This window comes from Geopsychrobacter electrodiphilus DSM 16401, assembly GCF_000384395.1.
Classification (GTDB): Bacteria; Desulfobacterota; Desulfuromonadia; order Desulfuromonadales; family Geopsychrobacteraceae; genus Geopsychrobacter; species Geopsychrobacter electrodiphilus.
In genome coordinates this window covers 1,779,513-1,801,595 of the sequence record NZ_ARWE01000001.1, presented here as the reverse complement: position 1 = coordinate 1,801,595, position 22,083 = coordinate 1,779,513, and the positions used below count along the sequence as shown (strand labels likewise).

General features: G+C 51.6%; 21 protein-coding genes and 1 other RNA gene. 9 read left to right on the top strand and 13 right to left on the bottom strand.

Going from position 1 to position 22,083, the window contains the following annotated elements:
• The first annotated feature begins 154 nt into the window (after window positions 1-154).
• The 9 genes from D888_RS0108550 to D888_RS0108515 all read left to right on the top strand — a co-directional run bounded on the left by D888_RS0108550 (window position 155) and on the right by D888_RS0108515 (window position 10,619).
• A complete protein-coding gene (locus tag D888_RS0108550; RefSeq protein ID WP_020676135.1) occupies window positions 155-1,690 on the top strand; it encodes a 3-hydroxyacyl-CoA dehydrogenase in 1,536 nt (511 codons plus the stop codon).
• A gap of 9 nt (window positions 1,691-1,699) precedes the next feature.
• Window positions 1,700-2,902, top strand: coding sequence for a 3-oxoadipyl-CoA thiolase (locus D888_RS0108545; RefSeq protein ID WP_020676134.1), 1,203 nt, complete (start codon window positions 1,700-1,702; stop codon window positions 2,900-2,902).
• A 109-nt stretch (window positions 2,903-3,011) separates the two neighbouring features.
• Window positions 3,012-3,998, top strand: a complete 987-nt coding sequence (locus D888_RS0108540; protein WP_020676133.1) for an NAD(P)H-dependent flavin oxidoreductase — start codon at window positions 3,012-3,014, stop codon at window positions 3,996-3,998.
• 123 nt (window positions 3,999-4,121) lie between these two features.
• Window positions 4,122-5,009, top strand: a complete 888-nt coding sequence (locus D888_RS0108535; protein WP_020676132.1) for a universal stress protein — start codon at window positions 4,122-4,124, stop codon at window positions 5,007-5,009.
• A gap of 88 nt (window positions 5,010-5,097) precedes the next feature.
• Entirely contained in the window at window positions 5,098-6,654 is a 1,557-nt protein-coding gene (gene scpC, locus D888_RS0108530) for a succinyl-CoA:acetate CoA-transferase ScpC (protein ID WP_020676131.1), read from the top strand.
• 43 nt (window positions 6,655-6,697) lie between these two features.
• Complete coding sequence (locus tag D888_RS24745; RefSeq protein ID WP_281169654.1) at window positions 6,698-6,997, top strand: enoyl-CoA hydratase-related protein; 300 nt, start codon at window positions 6,698-6,700, stop codon at window positions 6,995-6,997.
• Window positions 6,994-7,479, top strand: a complete 486-nt coding sequence (locus D888_RS24740; RefSeq protein ID WP_020676130.1) for an enoyl-CoA hydratase-related protein — start codon at window positions 6,994-6,996, stop codon at window positions 7,477-7,479. Before D888_RS24745 ends, D888_RS24740 begins: the two co-directional genes overlap by 4 nt.
• A 20-nt stretch (window positions 7,480-7,499) precedes the next feature.
• Entirely contained in the window at window positions 7,500-9,635 is a 2,136-nt protein-coding gene (locus D888_RS0108520; protein ID WP_026362301.1) for a 3-hydroxyacyl-CoA dehydrogenase NAD-binding domain-containing protein, read from the top strand.
• A 123-nt stretch (window positions 9,636-9,758) separates the two neighbouring features.
• On the top strand, window positions 9,759-10,619 hold the full coding sequence (locus tag D888_RS0108515) for an IclR family transcriptional regulator (protein WP_020676128.1): 861 nt from the start codon (window positions 9,759-9,761) through the stop codon (window positions 10,617-10,619).
• Window positions 10,620-11,061: 442 nt separating this feature from the next.
• On the opposite strand, the gene ssrA is transcribed toward D888_RS0108515, so the two are convergent.
• The 13 genes from ssrA to D888_RS0108455 form a co-directional block, all read right to left on the bottom strand.
• Window positions 11,062-11,413, bottom strand: a transfer-messenger RNA (tmRNA) gene (gene ssrA, locus D888_RS23605).
• A 93-nt stretch (window positions 11,414-11,506) separates the two neighbouring features.
• Window positions 11,507-11,962 (bottom strand): SsrA-binding protein SmpB, encoded by a 456-nt coding sequence (gene smpB / locus D888_RS0108510; RefSeq protein WP_020676127.1) that lies wholly within the window; start codon window positions 11,960-11,962, stop codon window positions 11,507-11,509.
• Window positions 11,952-12,440 (bottom strand): SoxR reducing system RseC family protein, encoded by a 489-nt coding sequence (locus D888_RS0108505; protein ID WP_020676126.1) that lies wholly within the window; start codon window positions 12,438-12,440, stop codon window positions 11,952-11,954. Before D888_RS0108505 ends, smpB begins: the two co-directional genes overlap by 11 nt.
• A 39-nt stretch (window positions 12,441-12,479) precedes the next feature.
• Complete coding sequence (locus D888_RS0108500) at window positions 12,480-13,745, bottom strand: amidohydrolase family protein (RefSeq protein ID WP_020676125.1); 1,266 nt, start codon at window positions 13,743-13,745, stop codon at window positions 12,480-12,482.
• Between the two features lie 138 nt (window positions 13,746-13,883).
• Window positions 13,884-14,729, bottom strand: coding sequence for a pantoate--beta-alanine ligase (panC, locus tag D888_RS0108495; protein WP_020676124.1), 846 nt, complete (start codon window positions 14,727-14,729; stop codon window positions 13,884-13,886).
• 11 nt (window positions 14,730-14,740) lie between these two features.
• Complete coding sequence (panB, locus tag D888_RS0108490; RefSeq protein WP_020676123.1) at window positions 14,741-15,544, bottom strand: 3-methyl-2-oxobutanoate hydroxymethyltransferase; 804 nt, start codon at window positions 15,542-15,544, stop codon at window positions 14,741-14,743.
• A 360-nt stretch (window positions 15,545-15,904) separates the two neighbouring features.
• On the bottom strand, window positions 15,905-16,702 hold the full coding sequence (gene rsmA, locus D888_RS0108485; RefSeq protein WP_020676122.1) for a 16S rRNA (adenine(1518)-N(6)/adenine(1519)-N(6))-dimethyltransferase RsmA: 798 nt from the start codon (window positions 16,700-16,702) through the stop codon (window positions 15,905-15,907).
• A gap of 15 nt (window positions 16,703-16,717) precedes the next feature.
• Window positions 16,718-17,194, bottom strand: coding sequence for a DUF2062 domain-containing protein (locus D888_RS0108480; RefSeq protein ID WP_020676121.1), 477 nt, complete (start codon window positions 17,192-17,194; stop codon window positions 16,718-16,720).
• 24 nt (window positions 17,195-17,218) lie between these two features.
• Window positions 17,219-18,241, bottom strand: a complete 1,023-nt coding sequence (gene tsaD / locus D888_RS0108475) for a tRNA (adenosine(37)-N6)-threonylcarbamoyltransferase complex transferase subunit TsaD (RefSeq protein ID WP_020676120.1) — start codon at window positions 18,239-18,241, stop codon at window positions 17,219-17,221.
• Window positions 18,242-18,248: 7 nt separating this feature from the next.
• Entirely contained in the window at window positions 18,249-19,562 is a 1,314-nt protein-coding gene (locus D888_RS0108470; protein ID WP_020676119.1) for a PhoH family protein, read from the bottom strand.
• A 61-nt stretch (window positions 19,563-19,623) separates the two neighbouring features.
• Window positions 19,624-19,893, bottom strand: a complete 270-nt coding sequence (locus tag D888_RS0108465) for a hypothetical protein (protein WP_020676118.1) — start codon at window positions 19,891-19,893, stop codon at window positions 19,624-19,626.
• Window positions 19,894-19,936: 43 nt separating this feature from the next.
• Window positions 19,937-21,091 carry an aminotransferase class V-fold PLP-dependent enzyme gene (locus tag D888_RS0108460; RefSeq protein ID WP_033423507.1) on the bottom strand — a complete coding sequence of 385 codons (1,155 nt, stop codon included), beginning with the start codon at window positions 21,089-21,091 and terminating at the stop codon, window positions 19,937-19,939.
• Window positions 21,092-21,111: 20 nt separating this feature from the next.
• Window positions 21,112-22,053: an SPASM domain-containing protein gene (locus D888_RS0108455; RefSeq protein WP_020676116.1), complete on the bottom strand. Its 942-nt coding sequence runs from the start codon at window positions 22,051-22,053 to the stop codon at window positions 21,112-21,114.
• Window positions 22,054-22,083 lie beyond the last annotated feature (30 nt).

Genomic DNA, 22,083 nt, shown 5'->3' with positions numbered 1-22,083 from the left:
GACCATAAAAACTATTTACATTCAGATAAAAACAATATAACTTATTTTTGGTCCCCAGGAACCGCCATGCGGACCATAAATTAAATTTAGTGCTATCAAAAAAACCTCGTTATATGCAAATAAACATTTCAAATTACATGAGAGGAAACAACCCATGACATTGGATTGCACACGGACAGATCTTACCCTCGGTATCGTCGGCACCGGCCTCATGGGACAGGGTATCGCCCAGATTGCCGCCCAGGCGGGAGTGAAGGTCCTTCTCTACGATACTCGTGAAAATGGCGCCGAGCAGGCCAGAACAGCCATCCAGAAAGTGCTCAATCGTCTGGTAGAAAAAGGCAAGATCAGTGATCTCGCTGCCACTGAATCTCTCAATAAACTTCATGTGCTCGGCTGTATGGAGGAATTAAGCCCCTGCCATCTGGTTGTAGAGGCCATCTTTGAAAATTTGGAGGTCAAACATCAATTGATGCTGACGCTGGAAGATATCGTCTCAGATAATTGTCTGCTGGCGACCAACACTTCGTCACTCTCAGTCACCTCAATCGCAGCTGGCTGCCGACTGCCTGGACGGATCGGAGGCTTTCATTTTTTCAGCCCGGTTCCGCTGATGAAAATCGTTGAGGTCATCAAAGGCATCATGACTGAAGACTGGGTCAGTTTGGCTTTGACCAAACTGGCCATGCGCATAGGCCATACACCAGTGCAAGCCAAAGATACACCAGGGTTCATAGTCAATCATGCTGGCCGTGGCTTCGGTACTGAAGCGCTGCGCATTCTCGACGAGGGGATCACCGAATTTTCTAAAATTGACAAAATACTGTGTGAGGCTGCCGGATTCCGTATGGGCCCTTTCCAACTGCTTGATTTAGTAGGGCTGGATGTCTCTCACCCGGTTATTGAGTCAATCTACAATCAGTACTACCAGGAACCACGCTTCCGCCCCTCGACAGTAACCCGGCAGAGACTGGCCGCTGGCCTGCTTGGGCGTAAGTCCGGAAAAGGCTTCTATTGTTATGAAGAAAATACTCCCGAAGCGGTCAAAAATTTCGTTCCAACCGCACGTCCAGCGAAAGTCTGGATCAGCAATAGCATTCAGGAAATGAACAGGATAGTTACTGAACTGGTTGTCTCGCTTGGTGCAGTTCTGGATACTGACGACATACCATCGAAGGAGTCCCTGTGCATCGTCACACCTCTGGGCAAAGACGCCACAACTGCCACCCTTGAAGAAAACCTTGATGCAAGCCGTACCCTGGCCCTGGATACGCTTTTCAGTCTTAAAAAACATCGCACCCTGATGACAACCCCACTCACTTCACAGGCCATGCGCGACGCAGCGCATGGCCTGTTTGCAAGTGACGGCACAGCAGTGACTGTTATTAATGACAGCGCAGGATTTGTTGCTCAGAGAGTTGTTGCTCTGATTGTTAATATAAGTTGCGATATTGCGCAGCAACAGATTGCCTCTCCCGGGGATATCGATCTGGCGGTGACGCTTGGGCTTGGCTACCCGCAAGGTCCCCTCTCCTGGGGAGATACTCTAGGCCCATTACGCATCCTGACAATCCTCAATGAAATGTCGACCTTTTACGGAGATCCGCGTTATCGTCCAAGCCCCTGGCTGAAACGAAGAGCGAACTTAGGCGTCTCCCTGTTAACAGTTGAAAACCAGGAAAAGGAATAGATAGCTAACATGTTAAATGCATATATTTACGATGGTTTGCGCACGGCATTCGGACGTCATGCGGGAGCCCTGGCCACTATTCGCCCAGATGACATGGTTGCTGAAGTCATTCGCGCCCTCGTCGAGCGTTCACCCTTTAAAGCAGCACAGATCGAGGACGTGATTCTCGGATCCACAAACCAGGCCGGAGAGGACAGCCGCAATGTTGCACGTTTTGCCGCGCTTCTGGCCGGGCTTCCGGTCACTGTGCCAGGGCAGACAGTCAACCGACTCTGTGCAAGTGGTCTGGCTGCGATTCTCGATGCGTCTCGAGCGATCACATGTGGTGAAGGAGAGTTGTTTGTCTGCGGCGGAGTGGAAAGTATGTCCCGGGCGCCGTTTGTACAGAATAAAGCAAGTACCCCCTTTAGTCGTGATGCACAGATCTTTGACACGACTATCGGCAGCCGTTTTCCTAATCCTAAAATAACTTCGGCATTTGGATCTCACAGCATGCCCGAGACCGGAGACAACGTGGCCGCTGAATTCGGCATCAGCCGCGAGGAAATAGATCGGTTCGCTGCAGTCTCGCAAAGCAGATACGCTGCAGCCAAAGCCGATGGCTTCTACAAGGATGAGATCCTGCCGATCTCTGTATCGACCGGGCGCAAGACCCCTCCCCTGCTTATTGACGAGGATGAGCATCCGCGACCTTCCAGCGACTTTGCTTCCTTGTCCAGGCTTAAACCTCTTTTTGAAGGGGGCGTGGTCACTGCAGGGAATGCTTCGGGAATCAACGATGGTGCCGCGGCGCTGCTGGTTGGCAGCAGGGAGGTTGGTGATCGGGTTGGCGTTAAACCGTTGGTCCGAATTCTCTCTGGTGCTGCCGCCGGGGTGGAACCACGGATCATGGGGGTCGGTCCCGTTGAAGCCGTTCGCAAGGCCCTGCAACGGGCAAATCTGACCTTGGCCGATATGGATATTATTGAAATTAACGAAGCCTTCTCCAGCCAATTGCTCAGCTGCCTGAAGCTGCTTGAGATTGATTTCTACGACAAGAGAGTCAACCCGAACGGTGGAGCCATTGCTATCGGTCACCCCTTGGGAGCGTCAGGCGCGCGTCTTGCCCTGACTGCGGCACGTGAACTTCACCGTCGTCAGGGACGTTATGCGGTCGTAAGCCTCTGCATTGGGGTTGGCCAGGGAATGGCTGTTGTCATCGAACGTGTTTAACCTCCAGGGGGACAGATTTTATCGGAAATTGAATCATGCAAGACAGAGGTGAAGATATTTCTGAATCAGGTAACAAAGCGTTAGTCATTAGCGGTACGAAAGGCAACACATGAATGGCCCCTTCAATACGAGAATCACCCGGCTTTTCGGTACGCGTCTGCCGATTGTTGTTGGCTGCATGCAAAATTTATCTACCGCCGATTTCGTGAGTGCGGTCGCCCATGAGGGCATGATGACTTTTCTTGCTTCTGCAACCTATCCAGATCTCGCAGATCTGCGTGTCGCGATCCGCCGTTGCAAAACCCTGACCGCCGGGAGACCGTTCGGGGTGAACGTGTCGATGTTGCCTAAGCTGATAGATGTCGAAAAAACCGAACAAGTTTTTGATCTGATTATCGACGAAGGGGTCAGATTTGTCGAAACCTCTGGCCGAAGTCCTGAGGCATATCTGCCTCGCCTGCACGCGGCAGGGATCAAAGTTATTCACAAGGTTCCGGCAGTCAAGTATGCGCGTAAGGCACAAGCTCTTGGTGTTGATGCCGTTGAGGTTGTCGGCGCCGAATGCGGCGGACACCCCGGGATGGATATGGTGGGAACGATCGTTCAGGCCGTCGTGGCGGCACGTGACATCAGTATCCCATTGATAATCGGTGGAGGCATGGGGACTGGCGCTCATCTGGTTGCCGCCCTGGCAATGGGTGCCGATGGAATTATTATGGGGACGCGTTTTCTCGTTGCGGAAGAGATCTGGGCTCATATCAATTTTAAGCAACGCCTCCTTGCTGCGGATGAAACCCACACTACCCTGATTTTGGGGTCGCTGCGCAACACCATGCGCGCATTACGCAACGAAACAACGGATAAAGTTCAGGAAATTGAGCGTATCCATGGGGGCAATCTCGAGCTGTTGATGCCTCACATCTCTGGGGCGATCGGGCGAAAAACTTACGAAACCGGCGATACTTCCACCGGAGCCTTGTCGGTAGGACAGGCTGTTTCCTTTGCCGACCGGGTCGAGCCCCTCGCCGACATTGTAAAACGTCTTGAAAATGAGGCGCATCAGGCGATGAAGAGATTGGCAACACTCTATCAATAGCGAACCCTCGCTGGGAGGCTATCCGAGAATCGAGGCCGAAGCGAAAAACCAGAAGTTTGCGAACAGATTTTAGCTCTTTTGCACCCTCATAGCCGTAGCTATGGGGCAAAAAGGAGATGAAATATGGGCCAAACTGCTGGCTTTGCAGCCGGGCTTTTATTGTCAGACCGTTTCCTGGAGACAACGACCGTTCAGGTCGAAGGAGTTGATATGGCACTGAAAGATATTTTGCTCATCATTGATACGAACCGGCCATGCAAGACGCGGTTGGATATGGCAATCAATATTGCTCAAGAGCACCAAGCCCATGTGACTGGGTTGCATATCGAAACTCATACCCATTTTACCCCTCCCGACGGGTCTCCGGTGCTGACTCTGGATGAACGTCAAGAGCTTTTCGAGCAGAAAATTTCACAGGCCGGCCTTTGCGGCAAGTGGATCTCTGTCGACCTGGTGTCTTCCGGCGCGGGCACTGTTGAAATAACCAGTCAATATGCGCACTACTCCGACCTGGTCATTGTGGGACAGGCCCGACAGGATTGGCGGGACAGCAGTTTCCCTGCTGACTTTTTAGAGCAATTGCTCACTCGGGCAGGACGACCCGTATTGATGGTCCCCTACGCAGGGACTGCCACCACCGTCGGTAAGCGGATCCTGGCGACCTGGATGGAGGGTCCGAACACGACCCGAGCCCTGCATGATGGCATGCCGTTTCTTGAAAAAGCAGAACAGGTGACCCTCCTTGCGATCGATCTTCCAGAGCAATTTCGCAAAGGAAATGAACAACTCCGCATTCACCTGGCACGGCATGCTATCAACGCCAGAATTGAGCAGGTTCCCAAGGGAGATCTTTCTGTTGGTGAAATTATCCTCAACCAGGTGACCGACGGTGGGAGCGATCTGGTAATCGTGGGTGCCAAAATACATCGATCCTGGGTCTCTTTAGATATGGGGCCAGTTGTAAAATATTTACTCAAACATATGACGGTTCCGGTTCTGATGTCATGTTGACCCTTTGATTTTATTGAATATTTTCTAAATTTTTCAAACCCGTGGGCAGGTGAAAACCGCCAGCAAAGTAATAAAAAGGGAAATTGTTATGTCGGAACTGCGAAAGCGAATCAGGAACGTAGATTTACATTCAAAGATATTGACCGCGAAAGAGACCATCCCACTGTTCAAGGATGGGATGTATCTGGCGTTCTCTGGATTTGCCAGCGGCCACCCCAAAGCGGTTCCGTTGGCCCTGGCCGACCATGTGGAATTAAATCAGCTTCAAGGAAAACTGCGCTTCAACGTGCTGACCGGAGCATCGATCGGTCGGGATGTCGAAGACCGTTGGTCGGCCCTCGACATGACAGACCGGCGTAGTCCTTATCAGGCCTCAGATGTCTGCCGGAGGGAAATAAATGCCGGCAAGATCCGCATGGCCGATAAACATATTTCCATGTTTGCCCAGGATCTCAGTTACGGGTTTCAAACCGCGGATAATGGGGGAAAGATTGATCTGGCTCTGATCGAAGCCAGCGATATAACCGAGGACGGTCGGATCGTGTTGACCGGTGCTGTGGGGATATGCCCCGAGGCTATTCAACTTGCGGAGAAGATCATTATTGAAATCAATACTGCCATCCCATCTTTTGAAGGGATGCACGACATCGTCATGCCCGAGTTGCCGCCATTTAAAAAACCATATCTTATTACTCAGGTTGACGATCGTATAGGCACAACCTCTCTGTTCTGTGATCCAAATAAAATCGTAGCGATTGTCGAGTCTAAAGAAATGGGAATGGGGCGACCGCTTCCGCCTCCGAATGGTCAAGAAATACTGATTGCTCAGCACATTATCGATTTCTTCCAGCACGAGGTTAAAAAAGGTCGTCTCCCTGCCAACCTGCTCCCGTTACAGTCAGGGGTTGGAACGATCGCCAACGCAGTTCTCGGAGGCCTCGTCAACGGTCCCTTCGATAACCTGCAAGTCTGGACTGAAGTCATGCAGGACACGACTCTCGATTTATTTGATTCCGGCAAGCTGCAGTTTGCTTCTGGAGCCTCTTTCGCCCTCTCTAATGATGGTGTAAAGCGTTTTTACGCAAACTGGTTGGAATATGCCAAAAAGATCATTTTGCGCCCCGCCCAGATCAGCAACCATCCAGAACTGGTGCGCCGATTAGGGATCATTGCAATGAACACTCCCGTGGAATTTGATATTTACGCCCACGTCAACTCCAGCCTGGTGAACGGATCAAAGATTATTAACGGAATCGGCGGGGCGGGAGATTTTAGTCGAAATGCCTACCTGTCGATTATGCACTCCCCCTCCACGCGACCAACGAAATCTGACCAGACCGGGATTAGCTGTGTCGTCCCGAAAGTTACCCACGTCGATCAGACCGAGCACGACATGGATGTGCTTGTCACAGAACAGGGACTCGCTGATCTACGGGGACTTTGTCCGCGTGACCGAGCCCAGGTAATCATAGATAAATGTGTCCACCCTGATTATCGGCCGATTATTCAGGACTACCTTGACCAATCCACCCGAGAATGCCTGGCTAAAGGCGCCGCACACGAACCGCACATGCTCTTCAGAGTTTATAAAATGCAACAAAATCTGGAGCACAATGGGACGATGAAGATCGATAATTGGGATTAGCCGCTGGTTGTAAAAAGAAGGATATCACTTGAGGAAATACATTATGCCATTCAGCAACAGCAATGAATGTATCCAGACCGAACTTTCACACGCCGTCCTTCGGATACAGTTCAACCGACCCCAAAAGAGAAATGCCCTGACGAGTGCAATGTACAAGGCGCTTGGTGAAATATTCACGCAGGCCGAAAAGGATGATGCAGTCAGAGTGGTTTTGCTGACCGGCGGTGACAAGGACTTTACCACCGGAAATGATATTGCAGATTTCAAGAAACCGCGGGCATCCAAACAGTCATACGCGGCAGAGTTTTTTTCCCTGCGCTTAGGCAGACGACAAAACCAGTGATCGCAGCGGTTAATGGTTATGCCATCGGCATTGGCACGACCATGCTTTTGCACTGCGATTTGGTTTATGCCGGGCAAGACGCCAAGTTTAGGTTGCCATTCGTCAACCTCGGCCTCTGCCCTGAATTCGGTTCAAGCTTTATTTTACCCCAACTCATGGGGCATCAACGAGCTTCAGAGTTATTGCTCCTGGGGGATTTCTTTGACGCATCGATGGCTCGTGAGGTCGGTATTGTCACTTCTGTTTGTATAAACAAAGAGGTTCTGAGTACGGCGATCGAGAAAGCCCGCCAACTGGCAGAGCAACCCCCTGCTGCCGTACGCCTGACTAAATCTTTATTGAAACGCACGAACGAAACCTTGATCTCTGAAACCATAAAAGTCGAAACCCGGCACTTCAGGGAACGTACGGGGTCTGCCGAAGCAACTGAAGCGTTTGACGCATTCGCGCAACGCCGCAAACCAGACTTTTCATCCTTTTAATAACGCAATAGGTTAGATAAATGAATGGATTTCGCTACGAAAAAGACTGTGACAAAATCGTAACTATAACAATGGATATGCCTGGTCAACCGGTAAATACCATGAGTGATGCCTTTCACGTTTATTTAAAAGAAACCATAGACGCTCTGGAACAGGACGATTTTATCGGGGTTATTTTGACCTCTGGCAAAGAAACCTTCTTTGCCGGTGGTGATCTCAAAGGGATGTTAGCTTACACTCCAGCGCAGGCAGAAGAACGCTTCGCACGTTCGATGGCCATGAAGACCCGGCTACGGCGCCTGGAAGCCATGGGTAAACCTGTCGTAGCCGCTATCAATGGTGCTGCACTGGGAGGGGGGTATGAAATCTGTCTATGCACCCATCACCGCATCGTCATGAAAAATCCTCAAAGCCTGATCGGGCTACCCGAGGTCACTCTCGGGCTACTCCCCGGCGGTGGCGGCGTGGTTCGCCTGACCCGACTTCTCGGCTTTGCAAAGGCCCTCCCTTTTTTATTGGAAGGGACCATACTTCCCCCGGAGAAGGCCCTTGCCGCTGGCTTAGTTGACGATCTGGCCGAAGATCGCAATAACCTGATAGCCAAAGCCAAAGCCTGGATTAAAGCGAACCCGGAGGCTCAGCAGCCTTGGGACGAAAAAGGTTTTCTGATCCCTGGTGGGGACCCTACGCAGTCAAATATTCAATATCTGATAGCCATGACTTCATCCCGCTTGCAAAAGAAATCCGGCGGCTTCTACCCTGCCCCGGAAACGATTCTGACGACTGCTACTGAAGCCGCACAGGTTGATTTCGAGTCAGCACTGCGCATAGAATCAAGAAATTTTCTGGAACTGCTGGCTTCCCCAGTGGCCCAAAATCTGATCACCAATTTTTTCCAGACCAAAATGATTAAATCTGGAACGAGTCGACCACAGGGCTTTGAAAAATTCAAAGTAAAAAAAATCGGAATTCTCGGTGCCGGCGCGACAGGTTCAAGCATTGCTTATGCCGCCGCCAAGGTCGGTGTTGAAGTCGTTCTCAAAGACACCTGCCTTGAAAATGCCAAAAAAGGTAAGCGTTACTCGATAAGCCTGCTCGACAACCAACTTGCCAAAGGTCTAACCACCGAAGCGAAAAAGACGGGCCTCCTGTCCAAAATCACAGCGACGGCTGAGGTTACGGATTTACACGGATGTGAACTTCTTATCGAAGCAGTCTTTGAAGATTCGGAGTTAAAAGCCCGAGTTACACAGGAGACAGAAGTTTTTTGGGACGAGAGGGGAATCTTTGCGTCAACTTCTTCAATGCCGCCAATCACAGGCCTGGCTGAAACATCAAAAGACGCCACAAGGTTTGTTGATCTGCATTTCATCTCTCCTGCCGACAATATGCCACTGGTTGAAGTAATCCGTGACCAAAAGACCAGTGATGAAACCCTGGCCCGTGCATTCGACTTTGTCCAGCAGATAAAAAAAACCCCAATCGTTGTGAATGACGGCCGAGATTTCTATATCTCTCGAGTTTTAGATACTTTTATCGATGAGGGCTGTGCTTTACTTTTAGACGGCGTTGTTCCACTTGAAATTGATAGCCAGGCGATACATGCTGGAATGCCGGTTGGGCCCCTGGAAATTCTGAATGAAAGAGGCCCGAAGTTGTCGGCAAAGATAAATGCGGCAAAGTTGACATTGAATGATATCGAGTCTAGCAGATGGATTGAAACGGCCAGCGAACGTGTACTCAGGGCTGTGACAGGAAAACATGAGTGCATAGACAATGCACATAACCGAGGGAACTGCGGTAATTCTGAAAACGGTAGTAACCAGTTTTGGCCTAAGCTATATGAGCTGTTCACCCAGTCGGAGGTCCAAATCGGAGCCGACGAAATTCAGGATAGACTCCTCTTCAGGCAGGCAATAGAAGCAGTCAAATGTCTCGAGGAAGGTGTGATGTACACAGTTGCGGAATGTAATGTCGGTGCTATATTAGGGCTCGGTTTTCCAGCCCATACTGGCGGCCCGCTTCAGTATATTAATACCTACGGCATTAAAAAATTTGTCGCACGTTCGAAAGAGCTTGCTAAAAAATATGGCGACCGCTTTGAACCACCAGAACTTTTGCTTGAAAAAGCAAATGATGACGAATACTTCGTTTAGCTGCAGTCGAAAATTTATAAAAGGTTAACTCTCGAGGGATAGGTTATTTTGATACTATCTATCCAAGATTCAAAATTAAACTTTACGAAATTTTGGAATAACTGGTCATCTAGGACATCAATAATGGACAATCAACAAAAAAATAAAATAATGGTAGGTACTGTGGATCAATCGCTCAGCGATCTGCAAATCGGCAACGATTCAGACGTGAATGGCGAAAAGGATCGCCTTTTTGTTAGTGCTTTAGCCCGCGGTTTTGAAATATTACGCTGCTTTACCCCCGAAGTGCGAGTATTGGGAAAACAGGACCTTGCAAGACTTACCGGGCTACCGAAGGCTACTGTGTTCCGCTTGGCCTACACATTGACCCGATTGGGTTATCTCAAACAATCAAAAGAAACAGGTAAATACCAATTGGCAGGAGGAGTCTTGTCCTTTGGTCACTCCTATCTCAATAACATGAATATCATACAAGTTGCCCGACCCTATATGCTTGAGCTGGCAGACCAAACTCACTCTGCCGTTTATTTGGCAGTCCGTGACCGTTTGAGCATGGTTTTCCTGGAGGCCTGCAAAGATCCAAACGTCACTTTTACTCAGAATCTTCAGGTCGGTTCACGAGTGCCTCTTGCTACAAGTTCATTAGGTCGGGCCCTGCTTTGTGGTCTTCCAGAAGAGGAGAGAAATTATCTGATGGATCATATTCATCGGCAAAATGAATTAGAATGGCCCAAAATCGAGGCTGGGATTGAAAGGGCCCTTAAGGATTATGAGCATTGGGGTTTTTGTTTTTCTGTTGGGGATTGGCGACAAGACATTAATGCTGTAGCTATAGCCATTGGACCAGTTGCCGGCCCCGGAATGCTTTCGCTTACCTGTTCTGGACCTGCTTTTCAGTTGCGTCAACATATGCTTGAAGATGATATCGGCCCGCGTCTGCTTCATACTGCGCGAAATATTGAGGAAAAGTTGGCTCAAATTTAATCTTTTAGTACAAAAGGAACCACCCCAACTTTGCCGTGTGACCCTTAAATTTTAACAGTTCCGGGAGTTGGCCCTGATCGTCAAGTACAGGGATCATGCCCTGTCACACTTGTCGATCCAAATAGAGTTAATTGCAGTTGATCTCCTAATATCGCGAATACAACTCCTCTGAAAGTCAAATATCCGTGTCCAGCAACCCCTCCGATAAAACTGCAAGTGTTCAGTTTTACTCGCGCAGAGAAGACAGAGAGTTCTTGCATTCGCCAATAATTTGGCTTTCAGAGCCTGATTGATCTTGCAGCAATAGTAGACTTGAGTCATTTCAAATGTCCTGCCTTTTGCCTTTGTGGTGGCAAAGCGCTGAAATGGCTTATAGGGATTAGACCCATAGACACAAAAAGAGGCCTCAAATCAATTAGACAGGAGACCTCTTAATGTTTAATGGTGGAGGTGGCGGGAATCGAACCCGCGTCCGAAAGCCTTCTACGAGAGGCTTCTACATGCGTAGTCTATGATTTGAGTTTAACCGTAGCGAAGCTCCCACAGACAGGATATTCGCCAAGCGATTCTGCTTTGATTTCGCTCCGATGCCACAGACCTTCACCAGAGCTAGCCTGCTAAATTAACGTCTCGTCAGCCACACAGGCAATGATTGAAAAGACGTAGCAGCATTAAGCTGCTAGTGCGTAACGAACGTCAGTGTCGGCGTTTGTTAGTATGGGCTTTGTTTCGGAGCCAGCCCACTCCGGCATGCCACCTTCGCTTCCAACCCCCGTCGAAACCTTGGCACCCCCATTAAAAATGTCAGATTATCCAGTATCGAGGTTGTTCTTCAAAGTGTTTTAATTATAACATGTTACGAAGAGATAACTCAAGTAATGTTTAAACTAATATGTTGCGCTTTTTATGGCGCGCGCCATCTCACGATTGGCCTCTTTGCTTTTAAGGGTCTCGCGTTTGTCATGCAGTTTTTTACCGCGGCCCACGCCGATCTCCAGTTTGACCAGGCTGTCCTTAAAATAGATTTTGGTCGGCAGCAGGGTCAGTCCTTTCTGCTCGGTGAGGCGGATCAGTTTGTCGATCTCGATATGGTGCAGCAGTAATTTGCGCCGACGGGTCGGCTCATGGTTTTCACGGTTACCCTGCTCATAGATGTTGATCGTCATGTTATCAATGAAGACCTCACCATTGCGAATGCGGCAGAAGGCCTCCTTGATATTGACATGTCCAAGGCGCAGTGACTTGACCTCGGTCCCCTGCAGCACCAGACCGGCTTCGTAGGTCTCTTCGATGAAGTAGTCGTGATAAGCCTTTTTATTACTGGCGATAATTTTAATACCCATTTTTCAACAGTTCTTTGGCTTGGGTGTCTGGTTCAGCTTGAAGCCCGGTAATCCGCGGCATAAACACTTCACGTTTGAGGGCGCGGGTACCGACCCGGATGCAAAGGAAGGTACCGACAAGAAAAGCGACCCCGATCAAGGCCGACAGCAGCTTTGGATCAACACCGACCTGAGTATGCTCGGCAATCAACTCTCCGGCAACAGCGCCGATTAGTAACCCGATGACCGGCAGGATGTAAAGGACAAAGGAGGATTGCAGAAAATGTTTGGTGCTGGTCTCAACCCTGACCGTATCCCCGACTTCAGCCCCGATCTGATTATAGGCTTCAACCAGCATCGCCTTGCCGTCATCACCGACCTGACAGGCCCCGGAAGAAGGACAGTGCTTGCAGGCGCTCTGTTTCTGGCAGAGGACCGAAGCAATCTGACGACCTTTAAGCTCAACGATGGTTCCAAATTCAACTATCACCGACTGCATCTCCCGCGTTGTTCTAATTAGATCCCGAGTATAGAGAGATCAGCTCAGCTTGACAACCTTGCCATCAAGCACCAGGGCATAAACCTGTTGCCCATTTCCCGCACAAACAAGAGACTCCAGAACCTTTGACCCACGGATCCCAACCTGAGGTTGAACAACCTGAAAGCTGCAGCACAAACCGGGGTTCAGTGCCCCAAGTTGATCCGTCAGACCAAGCGCAGAGGCGCCGCCCGTCGTGGCAAGGGCAAAGAGCTCCGCTGCATCAAAGGCATCAGCATAGACCTCAGCCGCAAAGGCCAGCTCATCCCACAGGGAAAGGCTCTGATTGCTGGCGAGGCTGTCGGTCCCCAGGGCGAGCCGAACCCCCGCCTGTTTCAGTTTTGCTGCCGGTGCGACCCCGACTTGAAGATGCGCATTTGAGCGCGGGCAGAGCACTAAACTCGCATGGGCCTCGGCAATAGCCGCGATCTCATCGGCTTTTAATTGCACACCGTGAACCAATAACTGGTTTTTAAACAGGCCACCCTGCTCTGCGATAAACCCCACAGGACTTATCTGCCGAGCCCTGGGAGCATACTGGTGCCAGTTGACTGCGGGGTAGAGACTATCGACAATTGCGCCAGTGCCATCAGCCAGAAAATCGACCTCAGCGCCAGATTCAGCGATATGGGTGGAACAACCTAATGACTCCGCGCGACAAACTTGAAAAAGCTGACGCATATACTCGGGTCGAATCGTATAGGGGCTATGCGGACTGACACCGAGCTCAAGCTTCCCGACCCGCTTCTCTTTCAGTACGCTGCTCAGCTTTTTGAATTGTTGCCGGGTGACATACAGATCCTGTCCGAGGGATTCCAGATAGATACGACCGGACATTGGCGACTGGAGATAGGCCGAACGCCCTTCGTACCACGAAAGGATATCGCCAACGGCCCCAGTCCCCGCCGCAAGAGATAAGCGCAGCCCGGTTTCAATGGCAGCGGTCATGGCATTTGGCGGGAGGCTGCGTTTAACCGAGATCAGGCGGAGTACCCAGTCGACGAAATCACAGGGTTCTGTGCTGACCCCTGCGGCCCTGGCGGACTCAGGATAATGACTCAGCTCCAGGTGGGTGTGAGCGTTAATAAAGGCCGGGAGAATGACCCGGTCTCCGTAGTCAATTACCGTTGCAGAAGGATGGGCTTTTTTTAGCAGCGAAAAAGCGCCGACCTCAATAATCCGCCCTCGATCTTCAAGCAAGGCTCCGGCTTCAAGGGTCTGACTGCTGTTGCAGACCAGATACTGTGCGGTATAAATCATAGCCATAGAGATCAGCCTTAAGCTTCAGGGTCTGAGGTTGTCAGCGCGACAATTTCCGAAAGTATCCAGCACAGAGCAATCACAACCCCGTCTCCGTAATCATTTGATTTTGGCATCAGGTTACGCCGTCACTCAGTTTCGGAGTCAACCGAGCAGCAAGCTGTTGTCGATCAGACGCGTTTTCCCGATAAAAACCGCGAGCAGTAACACGGAATCAGCATCGATCTGCGCTTGAACCTGCAGACTGAATTGATGACAGATCTGGAGATAATCGATGCGGGTCGCAGGGTTCATGCTGATCAGATCTCGCACGCGCGCGATAATTGCCGCGCTGTCACGCAGCCCTTCAGCGGCGAGCCGGCGCGCAAGGGCAAGTGAGGCTGACAAGGAAAGGGCCTGACGTCGCTCCTCCGGAGAAAGGTAGCTGTTGCGAGAACTCAGGGCCAGACCGTCTGCCTCGCGCACAATCGGCATGCCGATAATCTCGACCAGCATGTTCAGATCAAGCACCATGCGTCGAATCACGGCCAACTGTTGAAAATCCTTGCACCCGAAAAGGGCGACATCGGGCTGGATGATGTTGAACAGCTTGCTGACCACCGTCGTCACGCCGCGAAAGTGGCCGGGGCGACTGGCTCCGCAGAGAATATCAGTGATCCCTTCGACATCGACCCAGGTGGTATATCCCCGAGGGTACATCGACGCAACTGTCGGCGCGAAGATCACATTCACCCCGGCTTCGGCCGCCAGTTGGGTGTCGGCGCAAAGATCACGCGGATAGACATCAAGATCTTCACCGACGCCAAACTGCGCCGGGTTGACAAAAATCGACAAGACCAGAAGATCTCCTCGATTACGTCCTTCGACCAGGAGTGAATGATGGCCGGCATGCAGAAACCCCATGGTCGGAACAAAGGCGATGGTTTTACCTGCAGCTTTCTGCTCCTGGCTCCAGCGCTGCATTTCGGAGACAGAATTTATGATAATCATACCCGGAACCCTTACTTGAAGCTGTGTTCTGCAGTCGGAAAGGCTCCGCTTTTGACTTCGCTGATGTACTCGCCGATACCGTCGCTGATGATTTGCTGGACATCGGCGAAGCGCTTGACAAACTTGGGTGAATATTTGTCACACAAACCGAGGATATCGTGAATAACCAGCACCTGACCATCGCAGCCGGCGCCGGCACCGATACCGATGGTCGGGATACTCAAGGCCGCCGTGACCTGGGCAGCCAGATGTGCCGGAATCCCTTCAAGCACAACGGCAAAAGCGCCAGCGGCCTCAACCGCTTTGGCATCCGCCATAAGCTGCGCCGCCTGGGCATCCTGGCGTCCCTGAACCTTGAACCCGCCCATACGATGTATGGATTGCGGCGTCAGTCCAATGTGCGCCATAACCGGGATATCTATTTCGGTAATCGCGGCGATGGTGGCGGCAATATTCTGGCCGCCTTCCAGTTTAACCGCCTGAGCCCCAGCTTCCTTGATCAGGCGGCCGGCGTTGCGGCGAGCATCAGCCAGATCGATCTGATAGGACATGAAAGGCATATCCGCAACGACCAGCGCATGTTTTGCAGCGCGTACCACGGGCCGGGTGTGATAGATCATTTCATCCATAGTCACCGGCAAGGTATTTTCATGCCCTGAAAATACCGTAGCGACGGAATCACCGACCAGAATCACATCGATGCCCGCTTGATCCATCAACTGGGCGAAGGGGTAATCGTAGGCGGTCAATATGCTGATTTTCTCACCTGACTGCTTCATTAATGCAATGTCGAGAATCGTTTTTTTTGGTTTCACAACAGATCACCTTATCTAAAAACAAAAAAACCTTCCATTGACGGAAGGCATACACAGGTCGCGAGGGTGCCTCTCAAACTGTGAGTGCTATTGCTTTCCGTCCCGGTCACCGTGGATCCAGGCAGTATATGCTTGTGTCGCGTGGGGTGATCATGGCTCCGGTACGAGTCCCGGGCCCCCCACGCACGAGAAGACTGCTCTCCTCTGAAAAAACGTCTAACCCTATACCACAGGCTTAAAAGAGCTGTCGAGGCTATTCTTTTCACCTGACTCACGGCCTCCCCGGGTTAAACCTCAAAACACTGCCCTCCAAGTCTCCAGTATTGACCTGACCGGCCAGGATAAACAAGGGGGGAGCCCTTAAGGAAAGCGGAGCGCATAAAGTGCCCTGGTGAGACGCGAGAAATCAGATAGATCAAGGCTTTCACCTCGACGTGACGGCAGAATCTCGGCGGCGGACAGGCCGGCATCGACCTCTTCGCGCGTGAAGTTCCCCGCCATCATGCTGTTGCGAAGCTGTTTGCGTCTTTGCGTGAACGCGGCCTTGACGACCTTGGTAAAGAAACCGAACTCGATTGGATCAACCCGAGGCGCACCGAGGGGCGAAAAAAGCAAAACCAGAGAATCAACCTTAGGAGGAGGAGAAAAAGACTCGGGGCTAACTTCAACGACCGGTTCAACATCGAACCAGAGCTGGCAAAGGACGGAGAGGATTCCATAGTCTTTACAGCCAGGTTGGGCGCACAGGCGGTCTCCGACCTCTTTTTGAAACATCAGGACCATGCGTGAAAAGAGGTGTCGATTTTCAATCAGCAGGAAAACGACCTGACTCGAAATATTGTAAGGCAGATTGGCGACCAGGGTATAGGGAGGAGCAGTCAGGAGCGTAGCAAGATTGGCCTTCAGAATATCGCCAGCATGAACGATCAGGCGTGGGTCCTGGCGTTGCTGGAGGCGCGCAATCAGGTCGCGATCAATTTCAAAAACGTCAACCTGGGCCGCAGCGTCAAGCAGATACTCGGTCAACACACCCAGGCCTGGTCCTATTTCAACACAACGATCAGTCTTGCAGATATTTGCAGCCTGCAGAATCTGATCGATCACAGATTGATCATTCAGAAAATGTTGGCCGAAACGTTTTTTTGTCCGGTATTCCATAGGGTTTGTTGCAATCTATCTGCGGCCGCGAGGCCAGCGTTTAATTCGCCATTTCCGCATTACCGGAATAAATTTTATAACAATGCCATAACCAATGAAGGCCGAAGCAAGGCCGAAAAGAAGACTTCCAAGGCAGAGGGGGGTAATGACCTGCCAGCCAAACTTCTGTAAAAACTGATAGTTAAACTCCATCCCCAGTGCAGGATGAGGAAGCCCGAGCAGAATTCGCCCGGTTTCATATTCGAGACCGTAAATAAACGGCGCCGTAACCGGATTGGTGACCCAGACACCGACCACCGCGGACAGCTTGTTCTCACGCAGCAGGATCGCCGCAAACAGCGCTAACAACATCTGCACGCCGAAGGTGGGCGTCATCCCTAAAAAAAGTCCAAGGGCCAGACCTCGGGCGATACGATGCGGCGAATCCTGCAGGCGCAGAAGGCGAATCAGATTGAGCTTGAATTGCCTAAAGAAAGACCAACGCCGCCACATGACGAACCCTCCGACAATTAAATCTTAAATAAAATGGAGCGCCGCTTCAGGCAGCGGCCAGTTCGAAACAGCATTCAGGTCGGATGCGCTACGGTAACCTCGTTCAAGGTAGGCGTCTCCAGCAACAGCTAACATGGCAGCATTGTCACTGCAGAGTAGCGGTGAAGGGAAATAAACGTCAATACATTCCTTGCGGCACGCAGCGCTGAATTCGCTTCGCAGACCGGAGTTACAGGCCACGCCGCCAGCAACCACTATTCGTGACAGCCCTTCCTGTCGCGCCGCGCGCATGGTTTTCTGCACCAGAACATCAACAGCCGCCTCCTGGAAAGCAGCCGCGATATCCGCCGTCTGTTGCTCACTGATTTGAGTATTAAGCGACTCGATATAGGTCAAAACGGCGGTCTTCATCCCGCTGAAGCTGAAATCTAAATTAGGTTTTTTAAGCATCGGCCGAGGGAAACGAACACAGGAAGCATCCCCGACTTTAGCCAGTCGGTCGATGACCGGTCCGCCCGGGTAAGGCAGCCCGAGCATTTTAGCAACCTTGTCAAAAGCCTCGCCAGCGGCGTCGTCAATGGTTCGCCCGAGCAGCTGATATTGGCCAATGCCCTCGACGCGGAACAGATGACTGTGCCCGCCCGATACCGCCAGGGCCAGATAGGGAAACTCAACCAGTTTCTCCAGTTGTACGGCGAGGATGTGCCCCTCAATATGGTGCACCCCGACCAGTGGAATCTGCCGCGCAAAAGCGATCGCCTTGGCATAGGCGACCCCAACCAGCAGTGCCCCGATGAGACCGGGTCCGCGGGTCACCGCGATCCCTTCTATCTGCTCCAGGCTGGTGCCGGCCTCTGCTAACGCGGCATCCACCAGAGGACAGATCGCCTGCAGATGTTGGCGGGAGGCAAGTTCGGGGACAACACCCCCAAAACGGGCGTGGATATCAATCTGGGAGACAATCAGATTCGCCAGAATTTCACGGCCATCACGCACGACGGCAACCGCGGTCTCATCGCACGAGGTTTCGATTGCTAAAACTAACATGAGAAGTTCAAAGCAGATTCGCGGCCAGTTCGGCCAGGGCGGAACGCTCCCCTTTTGTCAGGGTCATATGACCGGCGATGTCTTGTCCTTTGAGTCGTTCGACGGCGTAACTTAAACCGTTACTTGAAGAATCGATGTAGGGATTATCGATCTGATAGGGATCGCCGGTCAGGACGACCTTGGTCCCCTCCCCGGCGCGGGTAATAATTGTTTTAATCTCGTGCGGCGTCAGGTTTTGCGCTTCATCGACAATGAGATACTGATGGGGAATAGAACGGCCGCGAATATAGGTCAAAGGCTCGATCTCCATCAAACCAAGATCGATCAGTTCACGATAGCCCCGTTTGCGTTTTCCCCCCTCTTCAACACTGGAAAGAAGAAGCTCAACGTTATCGAAAATCGGTTGCATCCAGGGCGCCAGTTTCTCCTCAAGATCGCCCGGCAAAAACCCCAGATCACGCCCCATGGGGAAGACTGGACGCGACACCAGCAGGCGGCTGTAGACCGACTCATCAGCCGTCTTGAGCAGGCCCGCCGCGATCGCCAGGAGTGTTTTACCTGTCCCGGCCTTACCGACCAGTGAAACCACCCGGATATCGTCATTGAGCAACAGATCAAGCGCAAACTGCTGTTCGCGATTGCGAGGATGAATTCCCCAGATACCATCCTTGGGGGGCCTCAGCAGAGGCCGAAGCTTTTGCTGGATCGCATCGTAGCGGCCGATCGCCGAATGGGATGGATTCCCGGCATCAATCAGGGTTATCCCCTGGTTGGATAAATATTCGCCCCCAAGGGCGAGTTCCCCGGATTTGTAGAATTGATCAACCTCATCCGAGCTGACCAGCAACTCGGAGGTCCCGGAATAAAGATCGTCAATAGCAACCTTATCGGATTCGTAGTCTTCGGCACGCAGGCCGATGGTATCCGCTTTGATCCGCAGATTAATATCTTTGGTGATAAAGAAAATATCGGTATTGCCGGCTTCGACCAGTTCCTGGGCGACGGCGAGGATCCGGTTGTCTCCCTGATCGACCTGGAGTTCGGGCGGCAGACGTTTCATCGCTTCTTCACGATAGATAGCTATTTTGAACAGGCCGCCACCGGGCAGAAGCACACCGTCGAGGAGTTTCCCCTGGCCGCGAAAGCCATCAATAATACGCGATATTTGCCGGGCATTACGCCCGGTTTCACTCTGCTCCTTCTTAAACCGATCGATCTCCTCAACCACGGTTAGCGGCAGGATGACATTGTTATCTTCAAATCGAAAAATGGCCTGAGGATCATGCAGCAGAACATTGGTATCCAGAACATATGTTTTCATCGTGGCAACCACCTTATCAATAAGCCCTCGTTATCAAACGCTGGACATTACATTATAAAAATCAACGATCATATGAGGAAATTTCAAGACCATCCGCAGTAGCAAGAACCTTGATATAGACGGGACGGTTCATATATTCACCACGCAAAACCACCTCCCCCTCCATGTTGAGAGCGTTCAACACCTCCTCGGGAGATTCTTCAATTTTGTAGTTCCGATAGATGTTGGATTGGGCGAGTTCCTTACGTGTGACCGGCTTATCGGGAGGCAATGAGCAGGCGATCAGCAAACTGACCAGCAGAACTGTAAATAAAGTTTGGGTGATACGCATTGTGACGTCTCCTTTAATCCATGAATGAAGTGCAAATTCAGGCTCAACCCTTGTTCAGACAAATTATTTGAACGGCAGAAAGCAGTTTTTGAATCTCATCATCCGTTGTAAAAATGCCCGGGCTCACTCGAACTGTCCCTTGAGGGTAGGTTCCCAATGTGCGATGGGCCTCAGGCGCGCAATGCAAACCAACGCGCACGCAGATACCAAAATCCTGATCCAGACGAAAACCGATTTGAGCGGGATCGATATGCTCAACCGTAAAGGAAACAGCATCGCCCTGATGGGCAAGGGAGTCGGCTGCATAAACCCGCACGCCCTCGATCTCCTGCAAGCCGCAAATAATCTGCCGTAAATGGCGTTCGAGCCCGATTCTTAATTCGGCGGGATTCTGTTTTTGCAGATATTCAACCGCCGCCAGCCATCCGGCAATCCCCACCATATTCTGGGTACCGCTCTCAAACCGTTCCGGCATCATTTCAGGCTGCTGGTCAGAATGGCTGTTAGCCCCGGTGCCGCCGTAAGTCAAGGGTTCAACCTGCAAACCGGGACGCACATAAAGCAGACCCGTCCCTGCCGGGCCTAATAAATTTTTATGTCCCGGAGCCGCATATAAATCTATTTTTTCCGCTTCAATATCAAGGGGGAAAGAACCGGCACTCTGTGAGCCATCAAGCAGAAACAGAATATTTCTTTCACGGCAAAAACCTCCAAGGCCCTCAATATCCTGCAATTGACCATTAACATTCGAACAATGATTGAGGACCAGCATGCGGGTCGGCGACTCGAGACAGGCGTGACGCAGGCGCTGTTGATCGACCCGTCCGGATTGGTCGGCCCCGACCTTGACAACCTCAACCCCCAGATCAGCAAGGCGCCGCAGAGGGCGACTCACCGCATTATGTTCCATGCAGCTGGTAACGACCCGCTCACCCGGTTTCAACAGACCAAACAGCGCGGTATTAATCGCAGTCGTGGCATTCGGGGTAAAGATCAGACGGCTTGAATCAGCGATGCCAAAGAAGGCAGCCAGAGCTTCGCGGGCGGAGAAGATCAAACGATCCGCGCTCAAGCTGGCCCTATGTGCGCCACGACCAGCATTCCCCCCACCGCGGAGCGCGTCGAAGGTCGCTTGATAGACGCTCTCGGGTTTGGGATGGCTGGTTGCCGCGTTATCCAGATAAATAGGGGCTGACATGTCTTCAGAATAACTCATTTTCAACGCGGCCCGATACACAGCAGGTCACGACGATCTCCGTTTTTACGGCAACTGCGAGCCAAACCGCGGCATCCGCCAAAACAGATTGTGTAATCGCGACACCCCTTACAATCAGAGGGTTCAGCGTCGACTTCGGCACGCACCTGAAAGCGCAGGGGAGAATCCCAGAGCACCATCAAATCCTGTTGCAGAAGACTCCCTAAGGCTTGTGGCCATGAAGAACAGGGCCAGAGATCACCGTTTCCACTGACATGGCCAAGACTGTTCCCGGCTTGACAGCCTCCATATTCGCTCCTCTCGCCGCCACCATTCGGAAACAGCAGTTCCCAGAGAAAGAGGTCATGAACTTCAAGAGAGATATTTGCGGTCGCCAGGGGGTGCTCCAACAGCATCTGCTCCAGGACGCACAGATCAGCAGACTGCAAAATTCTGGCCGTTTTAGAGGGATCAGGATTAACACCGATCTTGTGGTTTGGCAACTTAAAACGGGTTATCTGGTGGCGCGCGCAGAGCTCAAACAGCGGGTAAAGAAAAGGCAGATGGCCCGCTTCGGGGACCCATAAAAGAGCAGCTTTCAGTCCTTTGGCAGCCAAACATGCAAAGACCTCTTCCAGCCGCGACAGGCCATTCTCTCTGGACAGCCAGCAGCCGGCATCGACAAAGAGGGTGAAGTTGCCTTTCAGGGCGAGAAGCGCTTCCCATTCGGCGGCGGAATCCCCGAGCACAAGGCTGACCTGACAACCTTCGGCTGTCATCCGGCGCAGAATCTCCGGCAGATCGGGATGAAGCAGCGGGCGCTCATCCAACAGCAGGTAAAAAATCCCAGCTTCCAGCAGCCGATCTGCAACCTGCAATGCGTCCCGGCCCGAGAGCGGTTTCTGATCCACAGGACAGAGGTCCCAGGTGATTCTCAAGGGCGCATCAAGCAGATCCAGGGACATACAACCCTACCTCCTGCAAAAGTTGTAAAA

Coding starts and splice junctions, on each gene's coding strand:
- D888_RS0108550 (WP_020676135.1), top strand. CDS start 155: ATGACATTGGATTGCACACGGACAGATCTTACCCTCGGTATCGTCGGC.
- D888_RS0108545 (WP_020676134.1), top strand. CDS start 1,700: ATGTTAAATGCATATATTTACGATGGTTTGCGCACGGCATTCGGACGT.
- D888_RS0108540 (WP_020676133.1), top strand. CDS start 3,012: ATGAATGGCCCCTTCAATACGAGAATCACCCGGCTTTTCGGTACGCGT.
- D888_RS0108535 (WP_020676132.1), top strand. CDS start 4,122: ATGGGCCAAACTGCTGGCTTTGCAGCCGGGCTTTTATTGTCAGACCGT.
- scpC (WP_020676131.1), top strand. CDS start 5,098: ATGTCGGAACTGCGAAAGCGAATCAGGAACGTAGATTTACATTCAAAG.
- D888_RS24745 (WP_281169654.1), top strand. CDS start 6,698: ATGCCATTCAGCAACAGCAATGAATGTATCCAGACCGAACTTTCACAC.
- D888_RS0108520 (WP_026362301.1), top strand. CDS start 7,500: ATGAATGGATTTCGCTACGAAAAAGACTGTGACAAAATCGTAACTATA.
- D888_RS0108515 (WP_020676128.1), top strand. CDS start 9,759: ATGGACAATCAACAAAAAAATAAAATAATGGTAGGTACTGTGGATCAA.
- smpB (WP_020676127.1), bottom strand. CDS start 11,962: ATGGGTATTAAAATTATCGCCAGTAATAAAAAGGCTTATCACGACTAC.
- D888_RS0108505 (WP_020676126.1), bottom strand. CDS start 12,440: ATGCAGTCGGTGATAGTTGAATTTGGAACCATCGTTGAGCTTAAAGGT.
- D888_RS0108500 (WP_020676125.1), bottom strand. CDS start 13,745: ATGGCTATGATTTATACCGCACAGTATCTGGTCTGCAACAGCAGTCAG.
- panC (WP_020676124.1), bottom strand. CDS start 14,729: ATGATTATCATAAATTCTGTCTCCGAAATGCAGCGCTGGAGCCAGGAG.
- rsmA (WP_020676122.1), bottom strand. CDS start 16,702: ATGGAATACCGGACAAAAAAACGTTTCGGCCAACATTTTCTGAATGAT.
- D888_RS0108480 (WP_020676121.1), bottom strand. CDS start 17,194: ATGTGGCGGCGTTGGTCTTTCTTTAGGCAATTCAAGCTCAATCTGATT.
- tsaD (WP_020676120.1), bottom strand. CDS start 18,241: ATGTTAGTTTTAGCAATCGAAACCTCGTGCGATGAGACCGCGGTTGCC.
- D888_RS0108470 (WP_020676119.1), bottom strand. CDS start 19,562: ATGAAAACATATGTTCTGGATACCAATGTTCTGCTGCATGATCCTCAG.
- D888_RS0108465 (WP_020676118.1), bottom strand. CDS start 19,893: ATGCGTATCACCCAAACTTTATTTACAGTTCTGCTGGTCAGTTTGCTG.
- D888_RS0108460 (WP_033423507.1), bottom strand. CDS start 21,091: ATGTCAGCCCCTATTTATCTGGATAACGCGGCAACCAGCCATCCCAAA.
- D888_RS0108455 (WP_020676116.1), bottom strand. CDS start 22,053: ATGTCCCTGGATCTGCTTGATGCGCCCTTGAGAATCACCTGGGACCTC.